A 15,475-nucleotide genomic window follows, 5' to 3' on the forward strand; every position below is an offset into this window, starting at 1 on the left:
TGCTTAAGGTTCTGTCTATGTAAGCTCAGTAGCTCTCTAGAAGACAGCTTTTTAGAAAACAGCCATCTTCGCCCCTTATTAGAGATGTATTGAGTTTAAAAGAGATTCGATATTATTAAGTAACTCGCTGAACTAGTTTAATAGTATATAAACGGATGTGATTCACAGTTTATATAACGATGCTATCGTATTTAATTATCATTCTAAATGTTGATCACATTTATACTTTTCTAAGCTGTATTTATAAAACAATTGCACTATATTTAAATTTCGGATCATCTTGATTTCAACGTAGGGATATATTGTGAACATGTATCTGAAATGGCAATCAACAACATGGCTAACCTTGTTAGCTTGGTATACCTTAGATCACCAGCTCTCGTTCCGCCTTTCTTCAGAGTAGTACCCTCTAGGCGTCACGCGCCAGCAAAGCAGCATGCTTTGTTTACCTATCAGCAGCTTTGATAACCTTTGAACTCATGAATATCGCACTTATTATTTCGTGCAGAATATTCGTTGTTTTGTCGTTCTCGCTAATTATCTCAGCCTCAGTTTAGGTTTGATTAATAAGTCATTATTTAATTTTTTATTTTCACTGTTAATTTTCTGTGTGTATTTATACGGAACTAATAATTTAATGGTGAGGATTCGTGACATCTAAATAAAATAGATTTCGACCTGATCGGAATGTATTGAAAGGTATTATTATGGAAAACTTCAAACATCTACCAGAACCGTTTCGTATTCGTGTTGTAGAGCCAGTAAAAAGAACAACTCGCGCCTATCGTGAACAAGCCATTGTCGACGCGGGCATGAACCCATTTTTGCTCGACAGTGATGATGTGTTCATCGATTTGCTGACCGACAGCGGTACGGGTTCAATCACACAACGTATGCAAGCAGCGATGTTGATGGGTGATGAAGCCTACAGCGGCAGTCGCAGTTACTATGCACTGTCGAATGCGGTGAAAGATATCTTCGGCTATGAGCTGACTATTCCTACTCACCAAGGGCGTGGCGCAGAGCAGATTTACATTCCGGTTCTGATCAAGAAGCGTGAAATGGAGAAGGGGTTGGATCGTAGTAAAATGGTCGCCTTGTCGAACTACTTCTTTGATACCACGCAAGGCCACACTCAAGTAAATTGCTGCGTGGCGAAGAACGTTTATACCAAAGAAGCGTTCGACACCTCAGTGAATTCCGACTTCAAAGGCAACTTCGATATCGTCAAATTGGAAGAAGCTATCTTAGAAGCGGGCGCGGCCAACGTTCCTTACATCGTGAGCACTATTACTTGTAACTCGGCTGGTGGACAACCTGTTTCGATCGCTAACCTCAAAGCCGTATACGAAATCGCTCAGAAGTACGATATTCCAGTGATCATGGACTCTGCTCGCTACGCTGAAAATGCCTACTTCATCCAGCAGCGTGAAGCCGGTTATCAAGATTGGACTATCGAACAGATCACGCGTGAGTCATACAAATACGCGGATGGTTTAGCCATGTCTGCCAAGAAAGATGCGATGGTACAAATGGGCGGCTTGTTATGCTTTAAAGACGACTCTTTCATGGATGTGTATACAGAGTGTCGAACCTTGTGTGTCGTGCAGGAAGGTTTCCCAACCTATGGTGGCTTAGAGGGTGGTGCGATGGAGCGCCTTGCGGTTGGTCTTTATGACGGCATGCGCCAAGATTGGTTAGAGTACCGTATTGGTCAGGTTCAATACCTTGTTGATGGCTTAGAAGCGATGGGTATCGTGTGTCAGCAAGCGGGCGGTCATGCTGCGTTTGTCGATGCGGGTAAATTGCTGCCTCATATCCCGGCTGGTCAGTTTCCCGCACATGCTTTGGCGTGCGAACTCTATAAAGTCGCGGGTATCAGAGCGGTTGAGATTGGGTCTTTGCTGCAAGGACGCGACCCAGCAACAGGTGAACAACACCCATGTCCTGCTGAGTTGTTGCGCCTTACCATTCCTCGCGCGACCTACACACAAACACACATGGACTTCATTATCGAAGCATTCGAAAAAGTGAAAGAGAATGCAGGACAAGTGAAAGGGCTCGATTTTACCTACGAGCCGCCGGTGTTAAGACACTTCACTGCGCGCTTGAAAGAGGTTGAAACCGTTGAAAAACAGACAGAAAAAAAGAATGAACAAACGCTCGAAGAAGCATTTTAAAATAAAAACATAAGCGAATAGTCACTAGAAACATAATCAAAGGCTCCCTCGGGAGCCTTTTCTTTTTTTGGATGGTAGGGGAGTTAGGCAGTTAAGCCTTTAAGTAGTTAACCCGTTAAAAGCTGAACTACGCTTGTTTGTTTTTCAGGGTAGACTTCAACATTTGGAATAACCACTGATTCAAAGGTGCGTCTTTTTGCGAGCGGCGGCAGCTCATCACATAGCTCACACCTATGGTTCATGTTCGATTGTTAAAGTTACTCCAACAAAAACACAGATACCAAACGAACAAAGAATTAGAAATACAACGAGGTGATGTATGAACAAGTTAATCGCACTTGGATTGATGGCTTTATCTATGAACACGGCTTTCGCGGCTGACGGTACTTATGCGAGTACTCTCGATATGATGAGAAGCGAAGGCAATCAAGTAAAGGCTGAGCGTGTTGAATCTGATCCAGTGCTTGAAGGAAGAAATGACGCCGCTAATGGCGGAATAAAATTCCAAAAGAACGTTGATCAAGACCAAACGATCCAGCTTACAGGTCGTCGTGATTAACGTTAAAGATGTGCTTACCATTGTCATGAGAAATGCTGGGCCCTCGGGTGCAGCATTTTTCGTTATTGGGTTGTGGAGTATTTTATAAACTCTAGCGATCTAGCCTTGGCATGTTGTGTAACGTGTGGCATTTTGTTGTTCTCTAATTTAAGAACGCGACTCGGTGTTGGTTAAGCATTACAAACCAGTAAGCGAACGCTCGAAAGGACTAGGAATGACTCAAAAAGAAACGGGAATGATTCGTCATATTCTACTGATTAAGTTTAAAGAAAACGCTGAGGCTTCAGAGGTTCAAAAACTAAAGATGTTGTTTGAAGCGATACCAAACAAGGTTGAAGGGGTCACTTCAGTAGAATGGGGATTAAATGACAGCCCTGAAAACAAGAATCAAGGTTATACCCACTCGGTGTTAATGACGTTCGCCGATGAAGAAGGCCGTCAGAATTACCTTCTGCACCCTGAGCATGATGCGCTGAAAGATGTGTTTCGTCCGCTTTTAGAAGACATCATTGTGTTTGATTACTCCCTGTAATTAGGTTCTGAGTAGGTCTCTTGTGTTTTACTTACCTTCGATAATGAAGAGTTAGGGCCTAGCGATTAAGCCCTAACTCAATAAGAAACGACTTACTCTGTTGGCGAAATAGTGACTGGTGCAAACGATGCGACAGCATTCCCGCCTGCGCCCCAGCGGTAGCGAGGCCAGAAGATAACTGTCTGATTGGGGTAGTACGTCTGTTTGTCGTAGTCCAGATAAGGCATCTCAACGAGGTCTATCTGTGGTTCTAAACGACCTTTATGTCATCTACTGTTTACTCTCATTTTTATTCCGTTAACCTGCCAATAGGCAGTAAAGTTAACGCAAAGCGTGAATAAGAATGGCATTACTTTTAAATAATGCCGTTGTGTCACGGTTAAGCTCTAGTCAATTTGATAGCCACTTCTGATTCCAGTTCACTTAATGGTCGAGGTTTACTGAAGTAATAACCTTGCAGCAGATCTATCCCCAGTCCGTTTAGGCGTTGGTTATGATCAGCAGTTTCCACCCCTTCAGCTACAACACGATAGCCCAAGCTTTTACCCATCATGATCATAGTGTTGACGAAGTCTAAGTTGGTCTGCCCTTGAGTTATGTCAGAGATAAATGAACGGTCGATCTTTACTTCACTTAGTGGAAGTTGCTTTAGTAGAGATAGAGAAGAGAATCCCGTGCCAAAATCGTCAAGAGAGATAGAAATTCCTACATCGTGTAGTTCTTTAAGTGAGTTTATGCATAACTCGTAATCGACAATTGCTGCTGACTCGGTTATCTCAATACAGAATAACGTCAAAGGAAGCTGGTATTGGCGAATAGTTCGAATGATTTCTTGAGCGAAGTGAGGCTGTATCAGCTGTTTTGCACTGATATTAATGGAAATATGGCTCATGGTTTGTAGCCATTCAGATCCTTCAACATCCTTACAAACTCGATGAATGATACATTCACCAAGCTTGCTGATTAGGCCAGCTGATTCAGCAACCTCGATAAACTGGTCAGGAGGGACATCCCCCAATGTTGGAGATTCCCATCTTGCTAGTGCTTCAACAGCAGTAATCTTTTCATCTTGCCCACAATATTGAGGTTGGTAGTGCACCTTTATTTCTTGTTGAGCGATGGCACGACTGAGTTGGTGCTCTATTTCGATTATGTTTTCCGTCTCTTTTGCCATTGACCTTTGAAAGTTGAGATAGCTTTGTCCTCCCAGCTTTTTAGCTTGATACATGGCAATGTCGGCCTGCTTAATTAATTCTTCGGCACTTACGCCATCATAAGGATACATAGCGATGCCTAGGCTTCCTTGGCTGATAATCTCAATATCATCAACGATCAATGGGCTTTGAACGGCATTTAAAATCTGCGTGGCGAGTGCGTTGATGTCTGCTTCGGAACTGACATTACACAAAAACAAGAATTCGTCACCTCCCAAACGTGCGACAAGGTGTTCACTTGATAGCACGTTCTGAATATGTTTGGTCACGTGGCAAAGAAGTGCATCACCGACGTGATGACCAAAAGAGTCGTTGATAATCTTAAAACGGTTAAGATCCATCAACATGACCGCGCGTTTTTGGTTAGGTCGATTCACAATGTGTTGCGCGATGCTTTCCATTATTTTCCGGCGATTAGCGATGCCAGTAAGCGCATCATAATACGCCATGTGTTGAATCTTTTCCGCATCTTCTCGCTCTTGAGTTACATCCGTCATTGAGCCAATGAAGCGCACAGCCTGCCCTTCTGCATTATGAACCGCTGAGCCATTGGCATGAACCCAGATATATCCGCGATGTTGCGTCTTCATCCTGAATTCACATTTGAACGGTACTTCTTCGTTTAAGTGGTTATGAATGGCGGACTCGAGAAGTTCTAAGTCTTCTGAGTGTATATATTGGAACAGATGGTCACATCCTAACTTACGATCAGAAAAGGTATCTTGACAGCCAATCATTTTGGTTAACCGACTGTTCCAGACAAGAGTATTGGTTAGTAAGTCCCAATCCCAGATACCATCGTTTGAGCTGTTAGATACTACTTTGAGCTGTTGCAACAACTGTTGGGAGTTCTTCTGACGATTGTTACTTGTATTGATAAGCTCGTCGCGCTCGATGAACAGTGCGAGCATATCTAAATAATTATTGAATACCGATTGTGTACCGATATCTTGGTGATCTTGCAATGAATCAACAACAGCGACGAGCTTCCAGTGATCTTCTTGCCCTGAGTTGATAGGAAGAATGGAAGCAACGAAATGATCATAGCGTTCGAAAAATGGGAAATTGCGAATATCGTCTTGAATATCTGTTTGTTGCGGTAGGGTAGTTGGCTGAGTCATGCCTTTTTCTACCCATTTCCTAATAGTGTATTGCTCCGAATTACACTCAGCGAGACAGGCCCAGTCAAGATTGTTTCCGTAAAGGCTTTGAGCATCTCTAATTGAGTCAAAACCTCCTTGTGCTTGTGAATAGAAATTTTCGAATATCTCAGCGGGAGAACGCCCTTGCACATTTAAGAGGATTTGGCGAGTTGAGTTGATATCTTCTTTATGTTCGAGATCTGGGTTTGTGTTACCGCAAGACTGATGAACGATGAGCTTTTGCGGGACACTATTATTGGCATTATTAAAAGGCTTCCCAGAAATACGTTCCAACACGCGGTGAAATACTTGCGTCGCTAGAAGCTCAAGCTGTTGGTCTACTGTTGTTAACTTGGGATTGAATTGTTGACCGACGAAAATATTATCAATGCCTACGATGGCGACATCGTCAGGTACCGAGATATTGCTGTGAGACAGTTGCTCCATCATACCTACAGCATTGTGGTCAGTTGCGCAGATAACCGCAGTGCATTTGGATTTACGCTGTATAAATTCTATTGCGGCTTCTCGTCCCCCAGATAGAGAACAATTCGACACGCGGAAGAAATGGCGTTGGTTGAATGAGCCTTTATGATCAATCACCGTGCGTTGGTACGCTTTGAAGCGAGACCTGATATCATTAACAGTGAGATCGCCACAAAAGCCGATTTCTTCGTGTCCTTGACTTTGTAACCATTCATAGAGCTTAGTGACACCATCGCTTTGCACACTATAATACTGCTCAACGGGCAGCGGCGCATAGCTTGCTCCAATAGAAATGACTGGAATGTTTGCGTTTATAGCTTCTTCGATCAACTTTACTGTCGCTGCATGGAGAACGACCACAAGGGCATCGAGATGATTAAAATATATAGGAAGTTTAAAATCTCTTCGCTCACCCGAGCGGATGAAGATCAGATTGACTTTATGGTTTTTCGCAAGCCTTCTAAGGGTTGCATTTAGCTCGCCCATGTAGAAGCCACTGAGCATAGGCAGCACAATGCCAACGGTAGGACGTTTTTTAGATGTAACAATAGTCATGTTATTAGCCGGTCGAAAGTTGTGTTGTGTAGAACTGTTTTCGGGGGAGAATAGGTATCTTTTTATTATTTCTTCCATGCTCTACTAAGCGAGCTTGAAAATAAACTTACGGCAAAAGGAAATGCAAAACCACGCACAATCCGAGTAAGTCTAACTCATATATTTGAGAGGTTACTCAGAAGCGGTCCTCAATTTATGGACATGACTTAAGCGACTGATCTGTTCTGACAGTACCTAGAATAACCGGAACGGATTATGACTAGAAACGCAGAAACCACTCTCCTGAATTTAATTGCAACAATAAATGGCATACAAACGTAGAGGTAGCGCACAGAATCGAAAAAAGGGATATCGTGATCACATAATCATTGATCTAGCCGAGAGTGAGATAGTGGCGAGAGTTCGATAATTCGTTGTCGGATCTAAATTAGAACTGTAAATCTAATTTCTAAGTAGTTGTTATCTCAGGAAGAGTTTTTGTGCTATGCGCCCCTATATTAAATACATTATCCCTATTTTAATTCCTTTCATTATCCTCGTCATGCCGCTATCAGCGTTTCCATTTGAAGGCCTTACGATTATTCAACAACGCGTTATTGCGATCTTTTTATTAGCGGCATTGTGCTGGGTGTTCGAGCCCATCCCGATCTACGCGACGTCTGTTGTTATTATCGTTCTGCAATTATTGATGTTGTCGGATAAAGGGCTGATCTTTTTAAGGTTTGAGCATGGGGAGGAACATTTTGGTGAGCTGTTAAAATACAGCGATATCATGGCGACATTCGCTAGTCCAATCATCATGTTGTTTTTAGGCGGTTTTTTCTTAGCGATGGCCGCCACTAAATATCGATTAGACGTAAACTTAGCTCGCGTGTTGTTGAAGCCATTTGGACAAGACCCAAAGTTTGTGATGCTCGGCTTAATGTTGATCACCGGTATCTTTTCGATGTTTATGTCTAACACGGCAACAACGGCAATGATGCTCTCTATTTTAACGCCGGTACTGGCTGTGTTTGGTCCGAAAGACCCCGGTCGTGTAGCGTTTGCGCTTTGTATCCCGGTTGCCGCTAACATCGGTGGCATTGGTACCCCGATCGGTACCCCTCCGAACGCTATCGCACTTAAATATTTAGTTGGCGATAACCTAATTACGTTCGGCGAATGGATGGCATTTGGTGTGCCGTTTGTCATTATTATGATGGCGTTAGCGTGGTTTTTAATCGGCTTTATGTACAAAGCTGACCAAAAGAAAATCGAACTAAGTATTAAAGGTAAATTCCTTAAAACACCCAAAGCTATTGCGGTGTACGTCACTTTTGCGCTGACCATCATTCTTTGGTTAATGGGTTCAAGCCATGGCATGAACTCTTACACCGTCGCTCTGATTCCTGTCGCTGTGTTCTCACTCACAGGGATCATCAATAAAGAAGACCTGAAGAAAATTTCTTGGGACGTATTGTGGCTTGTATCAGGTGGTATTGCGCTTGGTTTAGCGCTCGATAAAACTGGCTTAGCAAAGCTCGTGGTACACAGTATTCCGTTTGATAGCTACTCACCCTATGTGGTGTTGTTCGGAGCGGCGTTCTTGTGTTTGGTAATGGCAAACTTTATGTCTCATACCGCAACGGCTAACTTGTTAATGCCAATTATGGCGGCATTAGGTTCGTCTATGGCTTCACTCACGCCACTAGGCGGTGAGCTAACGTTAATTTTGGTTGTGACTTTTGCCGCTTCATTAGGTATGTCGCTGCCAATCAGTACGCCACCGAATGCGTTGGCTCATGCCACTGGTCATGTGCAAAGTAATCAAATGGCCAGAATCGGTATTATTTTGGGTGTGGTTGGTGTGCTACTGAGTTTTGTTATGGTGTGGGTGCTACATTCAATTGGTCACATAGGATAACGATACGTGTATCAACAAAAGCTAGAAGCACTTATCGAGCGCTATTTTAACCAAACAGAACGTCGGGTGACGTGCTGTGCCGGTAACACCATTATTGAACAATCAGCGTTAAACACTCGTTTATATTATGTGTTTAGTGGAGAACTGGAAGGGTTTTATACCGATGCGAATACACCGCAAGTGCGAGTATTTAGCGCGGGTAGTGGGGCTTTTATAGGCGTTCATAGCTTCTTTTCAGGTAATTGGACAGCATCTTCAACGGTTGTTGCTAAAACCGATGTTGAGTTAGCGTGGATCGATAAAGACACGCCTGCAGAAGATGAACGTAAATTTGGTCCTCTTACCGCACAGTTCACACCTGTAATTGTCAATGAGTTGTCGCGTCGTCAACGCCGCGCAACACAAGAAGCGATAGCGAAACAAAAAGCGCTAGAGAAGTTACATACTGCTGAGCAAATGACGACCTTGGGTCAATTGGCTGCAGGGATTGCTCATGAGCTTAACAACGCTATTGGTGTCGTAAATAGTAAATCTGGTCGACTTGAAACGGTCATCATGGATCTGCTTGAAGAAGTGCATCCAGAAGCCAGTCAATTTTTCGATTTTGGGTTAATGCATGGTCAGAAAACGTCGTCGTCAGAAGCACGAACACGTGGGCGACAATTTGAAAGAAAATATGGTTTAGACAAAAACATTGCTCGCTCTCTTGCAAAGGCGATTCCAATTGATGCTTTATCTGCAACAGACGTTATTTCAAAGCATTGGCTGAAAAAACCAGAAGAAGCGATTCGTTTTTGGCAGATGGGCTGTGATTTACATGATTTGCGTTTGGCATCTAGACACACCGTCGGCATCGTAAAATCGGTTAAACAACTTGGCAGAGTTGATATCGACACCGAAGAAGCGGTTGATATTAACGACTCCATTAACCATGCCTTATCGTTGCTACAAAGTGAGTTACGTAGAGTGTCTGTGCGATTGAGCCCTGCGGATTTACCGTCTTTTAAAGGCTCGAAAACAGAGCTCGTTCAGATTTGGGTCAACATTGTAAAGAATGCTTGTGATGCAATGTCGAATTCAGACGATGCCGCAATAGAGATTCAAACCAGATTAAGTAAGAAAAGGATATTAGTTACGATCGCGAATAACGGCCCTGAGATAGACGAGGCGACTCGTAGAAAGGTATTTCAGCCCAACTTCACCACTAAAAAAGGTGGTTTATCGTTTGGATTGGGCTTGGGTTTATCAGTAGTTAAGCGGATTGTGGCAGGTTATGGCGGAAGTATTATTGTGAAAAGTGATGCTTCTAAAACGGTATTTAGAATCAAGTTACCAATAGAGGGTGAACATGGAGAAGCTTAATTTAATCTGTGTCGATGACCAGAGAGAAGTACTGAGCGCAGTGATACAAGATTTAGAGCCGCTGGCGAGTTGGCTGAATATTGAAGATTGTGAATCAGCGCAAGAAGTGCTTGATCTCATTGATGAACTTGACGCAGAAGGCGAACACATTACCGTCATCGTGTCTGATCATGTGATGCCAGGGAAAACGGGTGTGGAGTTACTCACTGAAGTGTTCCATGACAGTCGCTTTCCGAATACCAAGAAAATTCTTCTTACGGGGCAGGCCACTCATACTGATACCATCAATGCGATTAATGCAGCAGGCATCGACCGTTACTTTGAAAAGCCTTGGCAAGCAAGCACATTGGTTGAGTGCATTCGTACCCTTGTCACTGAGTATATATTTGATCAAGGACTTGATTACACAGACTATCAGAATGAGCTCGACCAGCAGGTTGTGTTGAGACGCTTACGCTAGTCTTTTATGTTAGCGACTTACGCCAGTCATTTATGTCAGTCGCTTGAAATCATATGCACCGAAGGACGCTTTCTGAAGGTTTTTTTCTTTGAAAGATCTAATCTTTCGGTGCCTATATTACCTATCTCTTTTGGTCGTTCAGGTTTTAGTACTCAGTGATTAACACACTGGTTGCTGGCTTAAGTCTAAAACTCATACGCTACGCCAGACCAAGACCAACAGATGCATTGTGTCTTCTTCAAGAACGATTCCCTGAACATGCAGCAGAGCTAAAATGGGTCGCAGAGTTCCCGTGTCGTTTGTTAGAAAAGTAAGTCGAAATTATTCAAAAGTGATTCCTAACGCGTGGGACGTGGAGTTCTAAGCCAAATCGGTACTTACAACGTAAAGGACTAGGCTTTTCACGGCTTACTGCGTAATAATGCATTCGCCCACAAGTGGGGGTTTATAGTCAGTAGGATTTTAAAATGAGTGAGATTGCTCGCTTTATATCTGGTGAAGCGCCGGATAAATTTGGTCGAAATATAGAACAGTTATTGGCTTACAATCATTTTTGGTTGGAGCATGACCATAAGTACATTCAAGTGTTCTTCCCAATAGATGAGGGGACTAAGTTTAATCAACATACCCCGTTGGTTACTCAAGAAGATAAGGTGCTTTTTGCTAATTCAGAAGCGCTCCGCACAGCTCATCTACAAGTGCTTGACCTGATGCTTGAGTTTTGGGGTATGCAGCGAAACGGGAGTGAAATATCTTCATCGTTACCACTTAGCCCGGCTAATCACGTATGGTTAAAGAATCATGACCATAACCAGCTAAGGTTAACGCGAGCCATTCGCAGTTTATATTTGTTGGGCAATGAGGAAGTTGCAACCAACTTATGTGGCTTCTTGATCGCAGCAGCGAACGAAACCGGTTCTGTCTCTGATAAAACGGTGCAATATTGGCGTAATGCGTTAAATGGTTAGAAGTCCGCAATAGCCAATGGGATTATCGACTTTCAGCACATGACAGTAGCAATAGATTTGATGGTCGTTGGCATTTAACCAATGGCCGTGTAAAGGCACTTGGTTTATAGAAAAAGCCAATGACATGTAGGGCCGTAAACGCATTATATACTTGGAATAACTTAAACAATTTCCACACGCATGTGTACGATTTAGTTTAAAGATATAGATAGGAAAACCCATGAGGATTGTGATTTTTATCGTTACAGTGATTTTAGTTAAATCAATTGAAGCAAAGTTTGGGCACACCTATAACATCTTTTCAGATCCACTTGATATCAAGTTAGCCGCTCTTGATTTTGTCTTGTGGGTTTCAGTCTACTTTGGTTTATCTCTTGTTTATGAGAAGGGCAAAGGCATCCTGACTAAAATGGGTAAAGTTAAGAATCCTTAATGGGTTGTATGAATTAGCCGAACAAGATGTTTATGGTAAATTCTAATTATTAATGAAGTTGTACATGGAGGTGCAATGAACATCGGAATTTATATTTATAATCAAGCAGAAGTTCTCGACTTCTCTGGGCCATTTGAAGTCTTTAGTACGGCAAAGCGCTTAGGTGCTGAAGATCTAAATGTATTCATGGTTTCTCAGCACGCCGAGCCAGTTGTTGCCCGTGGTGGGTTTAAAGTTCTGGCTGACTACTCGATACAAAATCATCCAGAGATAGATTTGTTAATGGTCGTTGGTGGTGTGCACACTGACGAAATGAACAAACGAAATGTACTCGATTGGTTAGCTTCTGTTTCAGGTTCAGCCTCGCAAGTAGCGTCTGTTTGTACTGGTGCGTTTCTTTTGGCTAAAGCTGGTTTACTTGAGGGATTAGCAGTCACTACTCATTGGGAAGATATTTCTGACTTAGCGTTACAGTTTCCATGTTTAGATGTGATCAGTGATAAACGATGGGTGACATCAGGCAAATTTACAACTTCTGGAGGGATTTCTGCAGGTATAGATATGAGCTTACATTTAGTATCAGTACATTACGGTCTGCAATTTTCCTCGAAAGTAGCGCGTCAAATGGAGTACAGTTGGCATGAATGTACATAACTAACCCTTCTAAAATGATTCAACATATTTGGCATTTTTCAATGCCGTACTCAGGTGTGATTTAAAACAAGGACAGAGTATGGAAGTAAGGTTAGTCAAAGCCTCAGACCCTAAGTTCGCTGAATCGATCACCAAAACGAATATGGCGAGTTACTATCAGGCTCGTGGCATCGCTTGGGGTCATAGTCAGTTTTTACGCAGCTGGGGTGAGCTGGATAACTATGAAATTTATGTGGGGGATCGCCGTATTGGTGTTGTTCGCTTCAGTTACGCTAGTGGTACAACGTTTCTTAGGGACTTGCAGATATTAGCTGACTGTCAAGGTCAAGGTTTTGGCTCTAAGTGTCTCGATTTGGCTATTGAACATGCGAACAATCAAGCATCGGCTCAGTTAGTGTTGCGCGTGTTCAGTGAGAACCCCGCCATTAAGCTTTATCAATCAAAAGGTTTTACTCAGTTGTCTGAAGTGAAAGGGCTCGTTGAAATGGAGCTGCCTTTAGGGTCATCATTGAGAGAGTGTCATGGATAACCGTATCCAACTAAATTTTGTTAAATACTTATTTTCAGAGTTGCTGTTTATTGTTATTGCACTAGGTCTTGTCTATTGGATATCAGACGGTGATCGTTCATCGCTGCTAACCATAGGGCTGATAATTTGTGTTCCTCCATTAATAAAAATTCTAATGTTGTGGTGGAAGCTTCGCGATAGCTCGTTTGAAATCACGAACGGTCATGTACGTTTAAATGGCGTTGCTTGTGATGTGACTTTACAGCGTAGCTTTCTTCCGTTTGAAATTGGCTCATTCATCAAGCTTTCATACACGAAAGGTGCAATGCAGAAACACAATATTTACCTTTCTAAAGGCGCAATGAGCAAAGAAGAATGGAGCCGTATGTTAGCGTGTCGAACTAGGTCGCCATAAAGAAGCGACATCGCTGTTACTTGAGCTTTTAGTTTCCACGACGAATAGCGATGCGATTAAAGAGTACCAACGAGCGATCTCTTTATATGCTCAAGACCTAGATAAAACCTGGTAAGCAGCGCGTAAAGCTCATTAACTCACATAACAAAAAGCCTAAGCATCAATATGATACTTAGGCTTAAAGGCATAGTTTTTGTTCTTTAGGAAAGCGTTACGCTGAAAGCTCTTTACGAACGATCTCTGCGCCAGCACTTAGCGCATTAAGCTTCGCTGAGGCTATCTCGCGAGGTAGGGGAGCCATGCCGCAGTTGGTGCAAGGGTAGAGCTTGTCGGCATCAACGTACTTAAGTGTTTCACGTAGAGTGCTAGCCACTTCTTCCGGTGTTTCAATCGAATCGGTTGCAACATCAATCGCACCGACCATTACTTTCTTGCCTCGTACGAGCTCAAGCAGCTCAAGAGGTACATGAGAGTTGTGACACTCTAAAGAGATAATGTCGATATTCGATTGCTGCAGCTTAGGGAAGACTTCTTCGTATTGGCGCCACTCGGTGCCTAATGTCTTTTTCCAATCCGTATTCGCTTTAATGCCGTAGCCATAACAAATATGGACTGCTGTTTCGCACTTAAGCCCTTCAATGGCTCTTTCCAAACAAGCGATTCCCCAATTGTTCACTTCATCAAAAAACACGTTAAACGCAGGTTCATCGAACTGAATAATATCCACGCCTGCCGCTTCAAGTTCTTTGGCTTCTTCGTTGAGGATCTTTGCAAATTCCCACGCCAGTTTTTCACGGCTTTGGTAATGCGCATCGTAAAGTGTATCAATCATGGTCATAGGCCCCGGCAGAGCCCATTTGATCGGTTGGTCGGTTTGCTGACGTAAGAACTTCGCATCTTCAACAAACACAGATTTCTGACGAGAAACTGGGCCTACAACCGTCGGTACACTCGCATCGTAACGGTCGCGGATTTTAACGGTTTCACGCTTTTCAAAATCAACGCCATTCAGGTGTTCAATGAAGGTCGTTACAAAGTGTTGACGTGTTTGTTCGCCGTCACTCACAATATCAATGCCTGCTTGCTGTTGCTCGTGCAGAGAGACACGCAGCGCATCTTGTTTACCGTCTGTGAGTTCATCGCCTTGAAGTTTCCATGGCGACCAAAGCGTCTCTGGTTGTGCAAGCCAAGACGGTTTCGGCAAGCTGCCCGCTGTTGAAGTCGGTAATAGTGTTTTCATAATAATATTGCCTATCCTTGGGTGGTTTGAGAGCGCAATAGACGATTAAAGTGCGTAATTTGCCGACCAGTTCTCTAGAACTGATTGGTATGGCTTAATGAACTTCTCTTCTGCGAATTTACCTTGTTCAACAGCTAGCTGGCTTCGTTCTTCACGGTCGTACACGATTTGAGTCAGCGAGTGATCCAAGTTTTTCAAGTTTGGTTGGTAACAGTTACCCGCAACCGCGTTCGCGTTGTAAATCTCAGGTCGGTAGATCTTCTGGAACGTACCCATGGTACTGATGGTGCTGATAAGCTCTAGGTTAGAGTAATCGTTCAGCAGATCACCAAAGAAATAGAAGGCCAAAGGTGCAACACTGTTAGGCGGCATGAAATAACGAACCTGTAAGCCCATCTTTTTGAAATATTGTTCAGTTAAAGAAGACTCATTCGGTTGGTATTCAAAACCTAATACTGGGTGTTGGTTTTCAGTGCGGTAATAGGTTTTATTATCTGACACGCTTAAGCAAATAACAGGTCGTTTATTAAAGTTCTTTTTGTAAGCGTCAGAGTTAACGAAATATTTAAAAAGCTTACCGTGTAAGTCACCAAAATCTTCTGGAATGCTGAATTTATCTTGGCCTTTATTATGATCCAATAGACGTACGCTAAAGTCATAATCTCGAACATAAGAAGAGAAGTTATTTCCGATAATGCCTTCAATACGCTCGTTAGTTTTACGGTCTACAATATTGGTTTTCAGCACTTCAATTGAAGGGAATGCTTCGCCGTTGCTTTCAATATCCATATCAACAGAAATGATTTCAAGCTCAACAGAGTAGCGGTCGCCCTTAGGGTTATCCCCAGGGCGGGATCGCACTTT

Annotated in this window: 15 protein-coding genes and 2 pseudogenes; 12 read left to right on the forward strand and 5 right to left on the reverse strand. The window is 43.0% G+C overall.

The window, feature by feature from the left end:
* Positions 1 to 707 precede the first annotated feature (707 nt).
* Entirely contained in the window at positions 708 to 2,180 is a 1,473-nt protein-coding gene (tnaA, locus tag AB4161_RS21935) for a tryptophanase (protein WP_372084299.1), read from the forward strand.
* Between the two features lie 127 nt (positions 2,181 to 2,307).
* Here the strand turns inward: tnaA and AB4161_RS21940 are convergent.
* Positions 2,308 to 2,418, reverse strand: a pseudogene (locus AB4161_RS21940) (LysR family transcriptional regulator); the annotation flags it as partial.
* 81 nt (positions 2,419 to 2,499) lie between these two features.
* Between AB4161_RS21940 and AB4161_RS21945 the strand changes: the two are divergent.
* Complete coding sequence (locus AB4161_RS21945; protein WP_017069969.1) at positions 2,500 to 2,739, forward strand: hypothetical protein; 240 nt, start codon at positions 2,500 to 2,502, stop codon at positions 2,737 to 2,739.
* Positions 2,740 to 2,953: 214 nt separating this feature from the next.
* Complete coding sequence (locus AB4161_RS21950; RefSeq protein ID WP_372084301.1) at positions 2,954 to 3,271, forward strand: Dabb family protein; 318 nt, start codon at positions 2,954 to 2,956, stop codon at positions 3,269 to 3,271.
* Between the two features lie 146 nt (positions 3,272 to 3,417).
* On the opposite strand, the pseudogene AB4161_RS21955 reads toward AB4161_RS21950, so the two are convergent.
* Both AB4161_RS21955 and AB4161_RS21960 read right to left on the reverse strand, forming a co-directional pair.
* Positions 3,418 to 3,528 (reverse strand): annotated as a pseudogene (locus tag AB4161_RS21955) (DUF3103 family protein); the annotation flags it as partial.
* A 122-nt stretch (positions 3,529 to 3,650) separates the two neighbouring features.
* Positions 3,651 to 6,668, reverse strand: coding sequence for an EAL domain-containing protein (locus tag AB4161_RS21960; protein ID WP_102398281.1), 3,018 nt, complete (start codon positions 6,666 to 6,668; stop codon positions 3,651 to 3,653).
* A 484-nt stretch (positions 6,669 to 7,152) separates the two neighbouring features.
* Here AB4161_RS21960 and AB4161_RS21965 point away from each other — a divergent pair, with 484 nt between their 5' ends.
* The 9 genes from AB4161_RS21965 to AB4161_RS22005 all read left to right on the forward strand — a co-directional run bounded on the left by AB4161_RS21965 (position 7,153) and on the right by AB4161_RS22005 (position 13,371).
* Positions 7,153 to 8,571 carry a DASS family sodium-coupled anion symporter gene (locus AB4161_RS21965; protein ID WP_065584131.1) on the forward strand — a complete coding sequence of 473 codons (1,419 nt, stop codon included), beginning with the start codon at positions 7,153 to 7,155 and terminating at the stop codon, positions 8,569 to 8,571.
* A gap of 6 nt (positions 8,572 to 8,577) precedes the next feature.
* On the forward strand, positions 8,578 to 9,933 hold the full coding sequence (locus tag AB4161_RS21970; protein WP_017069973.1) for an ATP-binding protein: 1,356 nt from the start codon (positions 8,578 to 8,580) through the stop codon (positions 9,931 to 9,933).
* The gene (locus AB4161_RS21975) at positions 9,920 to 10,393 is read left to right on the forward strand and encodes a response regulator (protein ID WP_017070648.1); all 474 of its coding nucleotides are present in this window, start codon (positions 9,920 to 9,922) and stop codon (positions 10,391 to 10,393) included. Before AB4161_RS21970 ends, AB4161_RS21975 begins: the two co-directional genes overlap by 14 nt.
* 155 nt (positions 10,394 to 10,548) lie before the next feature.
* Positions 10,549 to 10,707: a hypothetical protein gene (locus AB4161_RS21980; protein ID WP_372084304.1), complete on the forward strand. Its 159-nt coding sequence runs from the start codon at positions 10,549 to 10,551 to the stop codon at positions 10,705 to 10,707.
* Positions 10,708 to 10,860: 153 nt separating this feature from the next.
* The gene (locus AB4161_RS21985; RefSeq protein WP_372084306.1) at positions 10,861 to 11,361 is read left to right on the forward strand and encodes an opioid growth factor receptor-related protein; all 501 of its coding nucleotides are present in this window, start codon (positions 10,861 to 10,863) and stop codon (positions 11,359 to 11,361) included.
* A 220-nt stretch (positions 11,362 to 11,581) separates the two neighbouring features.
* Complete coding sequence (locus tag AB4161_RS21990; RefSeq protein ID WP_017070650.1) at positions 11,582 to 11,794, forward strand: hypothetical protein; 213 nt, start codon at positions 11,582 to 11,584, stop codon at positions 11,792 to 11,794.
* Between the two features lie 75 nt (positions 11,795 to 11,869).
* Positions 11,870 to 12,448 (forward strand): DJ-1/PfpI family protein, encoded by a 579-nt coding sequence (locus tag AB4161_RS21995; RefSeq protein WP_102319733.1) that lies wholly within the window; start codon positions 11,870 to 11,872, stop codon positions 12,446 to 12,448.
* Between the two features lie 79 nt (positions 12,449 to 12,527).
* Positions 12,528 to 12,977 carry an N-acetyltransferase gene (locus AB4161_RS22000; RefSeq protein WP_102319734.1) on the forward strand — a complete coding sequence of 150 codons (450 nt, stop codon included), beginning with the start codon at positions 12,528 to 12,530 and terminating at the stop codon, positions 12,975 to 12,977.
* Positions 12,970 to 13,371, forward strand: coding sequence for a hypothetical protein (locus AB4161_RS22005; RefSeq protein ID WP_017062409.1), 402 nt, complete (start codon positions 12,970 to 12,972; stop codon positions 13,369 to 13,371). Before AB4161_RS22000 ends, AB4161_RS22005 begins: the two co-directional genes overlap by 8 nt.
* 211 nt (positions 13,372 to 13,582) lie before the next feature.
* On the opposite strand, the gene AB4161_RS22010 is transcribed toward AB4161_RS22005, so the two are convergent.
* Both AB4161_RS22010 and AB4161_RS22015 read right to left on the reverse strand, forming a co-directional pair.
* Positions 13,583 to 14,611, reverse strand: coding sequence for a methionine synthase (locus AB4161_RS22010; RefSeq protein WP_017062410.1), 1,029 nt, complete (start codon positions 14,609 to 14,611; stop codon positions 13,583 to 13,585).
* 45 nt (positions 14,612 to 14,656) lie between these two features.
* Positions 14,657 to 15,475: putative oxygenase MesX (locus tag AB4161_RS22015; RefSeq protein WP_372084308.1), on the reverse strand; the 819-nt coding region annotated here is incomplete at its 5' end.

Source organism: Vibrio sp. 10N.286.51.E5, from assembly GCF_041469125.1.
Classification (GTDB): Bacteria; Pseudomonadota; Gammaproteobacteria; order Enterobacterales; family Vibrionaceae; genus Vibrio; species Vibrio crassostreae_C.

Excerpts from the sequence above, each read along its gene's own strand:
- AB4161_RS21985 (WP_372084306.1), top strand. The coding sequence starts at position 10,861 with ATGAGTGAGATTGCTCGCTTTATATCTGGTGAAGCGCCGGATAAATTT.
- AB4161_RS21995 (WP_102319733.1), top strand. The coding sequence starts at position 11,870 with ATGAACATCGGAATTTATATTTATAATCAAGCAGAAGTTCTCGACTTC.
- AB4161_RS22000 (WP_102319734.1), top strand. The coding sequence starts at position 12,528 with ATGGAAGTAAGGTTAGTCAAAGCCTCAGACCCTAAGTTCGCTGAATCG.
- AB4161_RS21950 (WP_372084301.1), top strand. The coding sequence starts at position 2,954 with ATGACTCAAAAAGAAACGGGAATGATTCGTCATATTCTACTGATTAAG.
- AB4161_RS21945 (WP_017069969.1), top strand. The coding sequence starts at position 2,500 with ATGAACAAGTTAATCGCACTTGGATTGATGGCTTTATCTATGAACACG.
- AB4161_RS22010 (WP_017062410.1), bottom strand. The coding sequence starts at position 14,611 with ATGAAAACACTATTACCGACTTCAACAGCGGGCAGCTTGCCGAAACCG.
- AB4161_RS22005 (WP_017062409.1), top strand. The coding sequence starts at position 12,970 with ATGGATAACCGTATCCAACTAAATTTTGTTAAATACTTATTTTCAGAG.
- AB4161_RS21975 (WP_017070648.1), top strand. The coding sequence starts at position 9,920 with ATGGAGAAGCTTAATTTAATCTGTGTCGATGACCAGAGAGAAGTACTG.
- AB4161_RS21990 (WP_017070650.1), top strand. The coding sequence starts at position 11,582 with ATGAGGATTGTGATTTTTATCGTTACAGTGATTTTAGTTAAATCAATT.
- AB4161_RS21960 (WP_102398281.1), bottom strand. The coding sequence starts at position 6,668 with ATGACTATTGTTACATCTAAAAAACGTCCTACCGTTGGCATTGTGCTG.
- AB4161_RS21965 (WP_065584131.1), top strand. The coding sequence starts at position 7,153 with ATGCGCCCCTATATTAAATACATTATCCCTATTTTAATTCCTTTCATT.
- tnaA (WP_372084299.1), top strand. The coding sequence starts at position 708 with ATGGAAAACTTCAAACATCTACCAGAACCGTTTCGTATTCGTGTTGTA.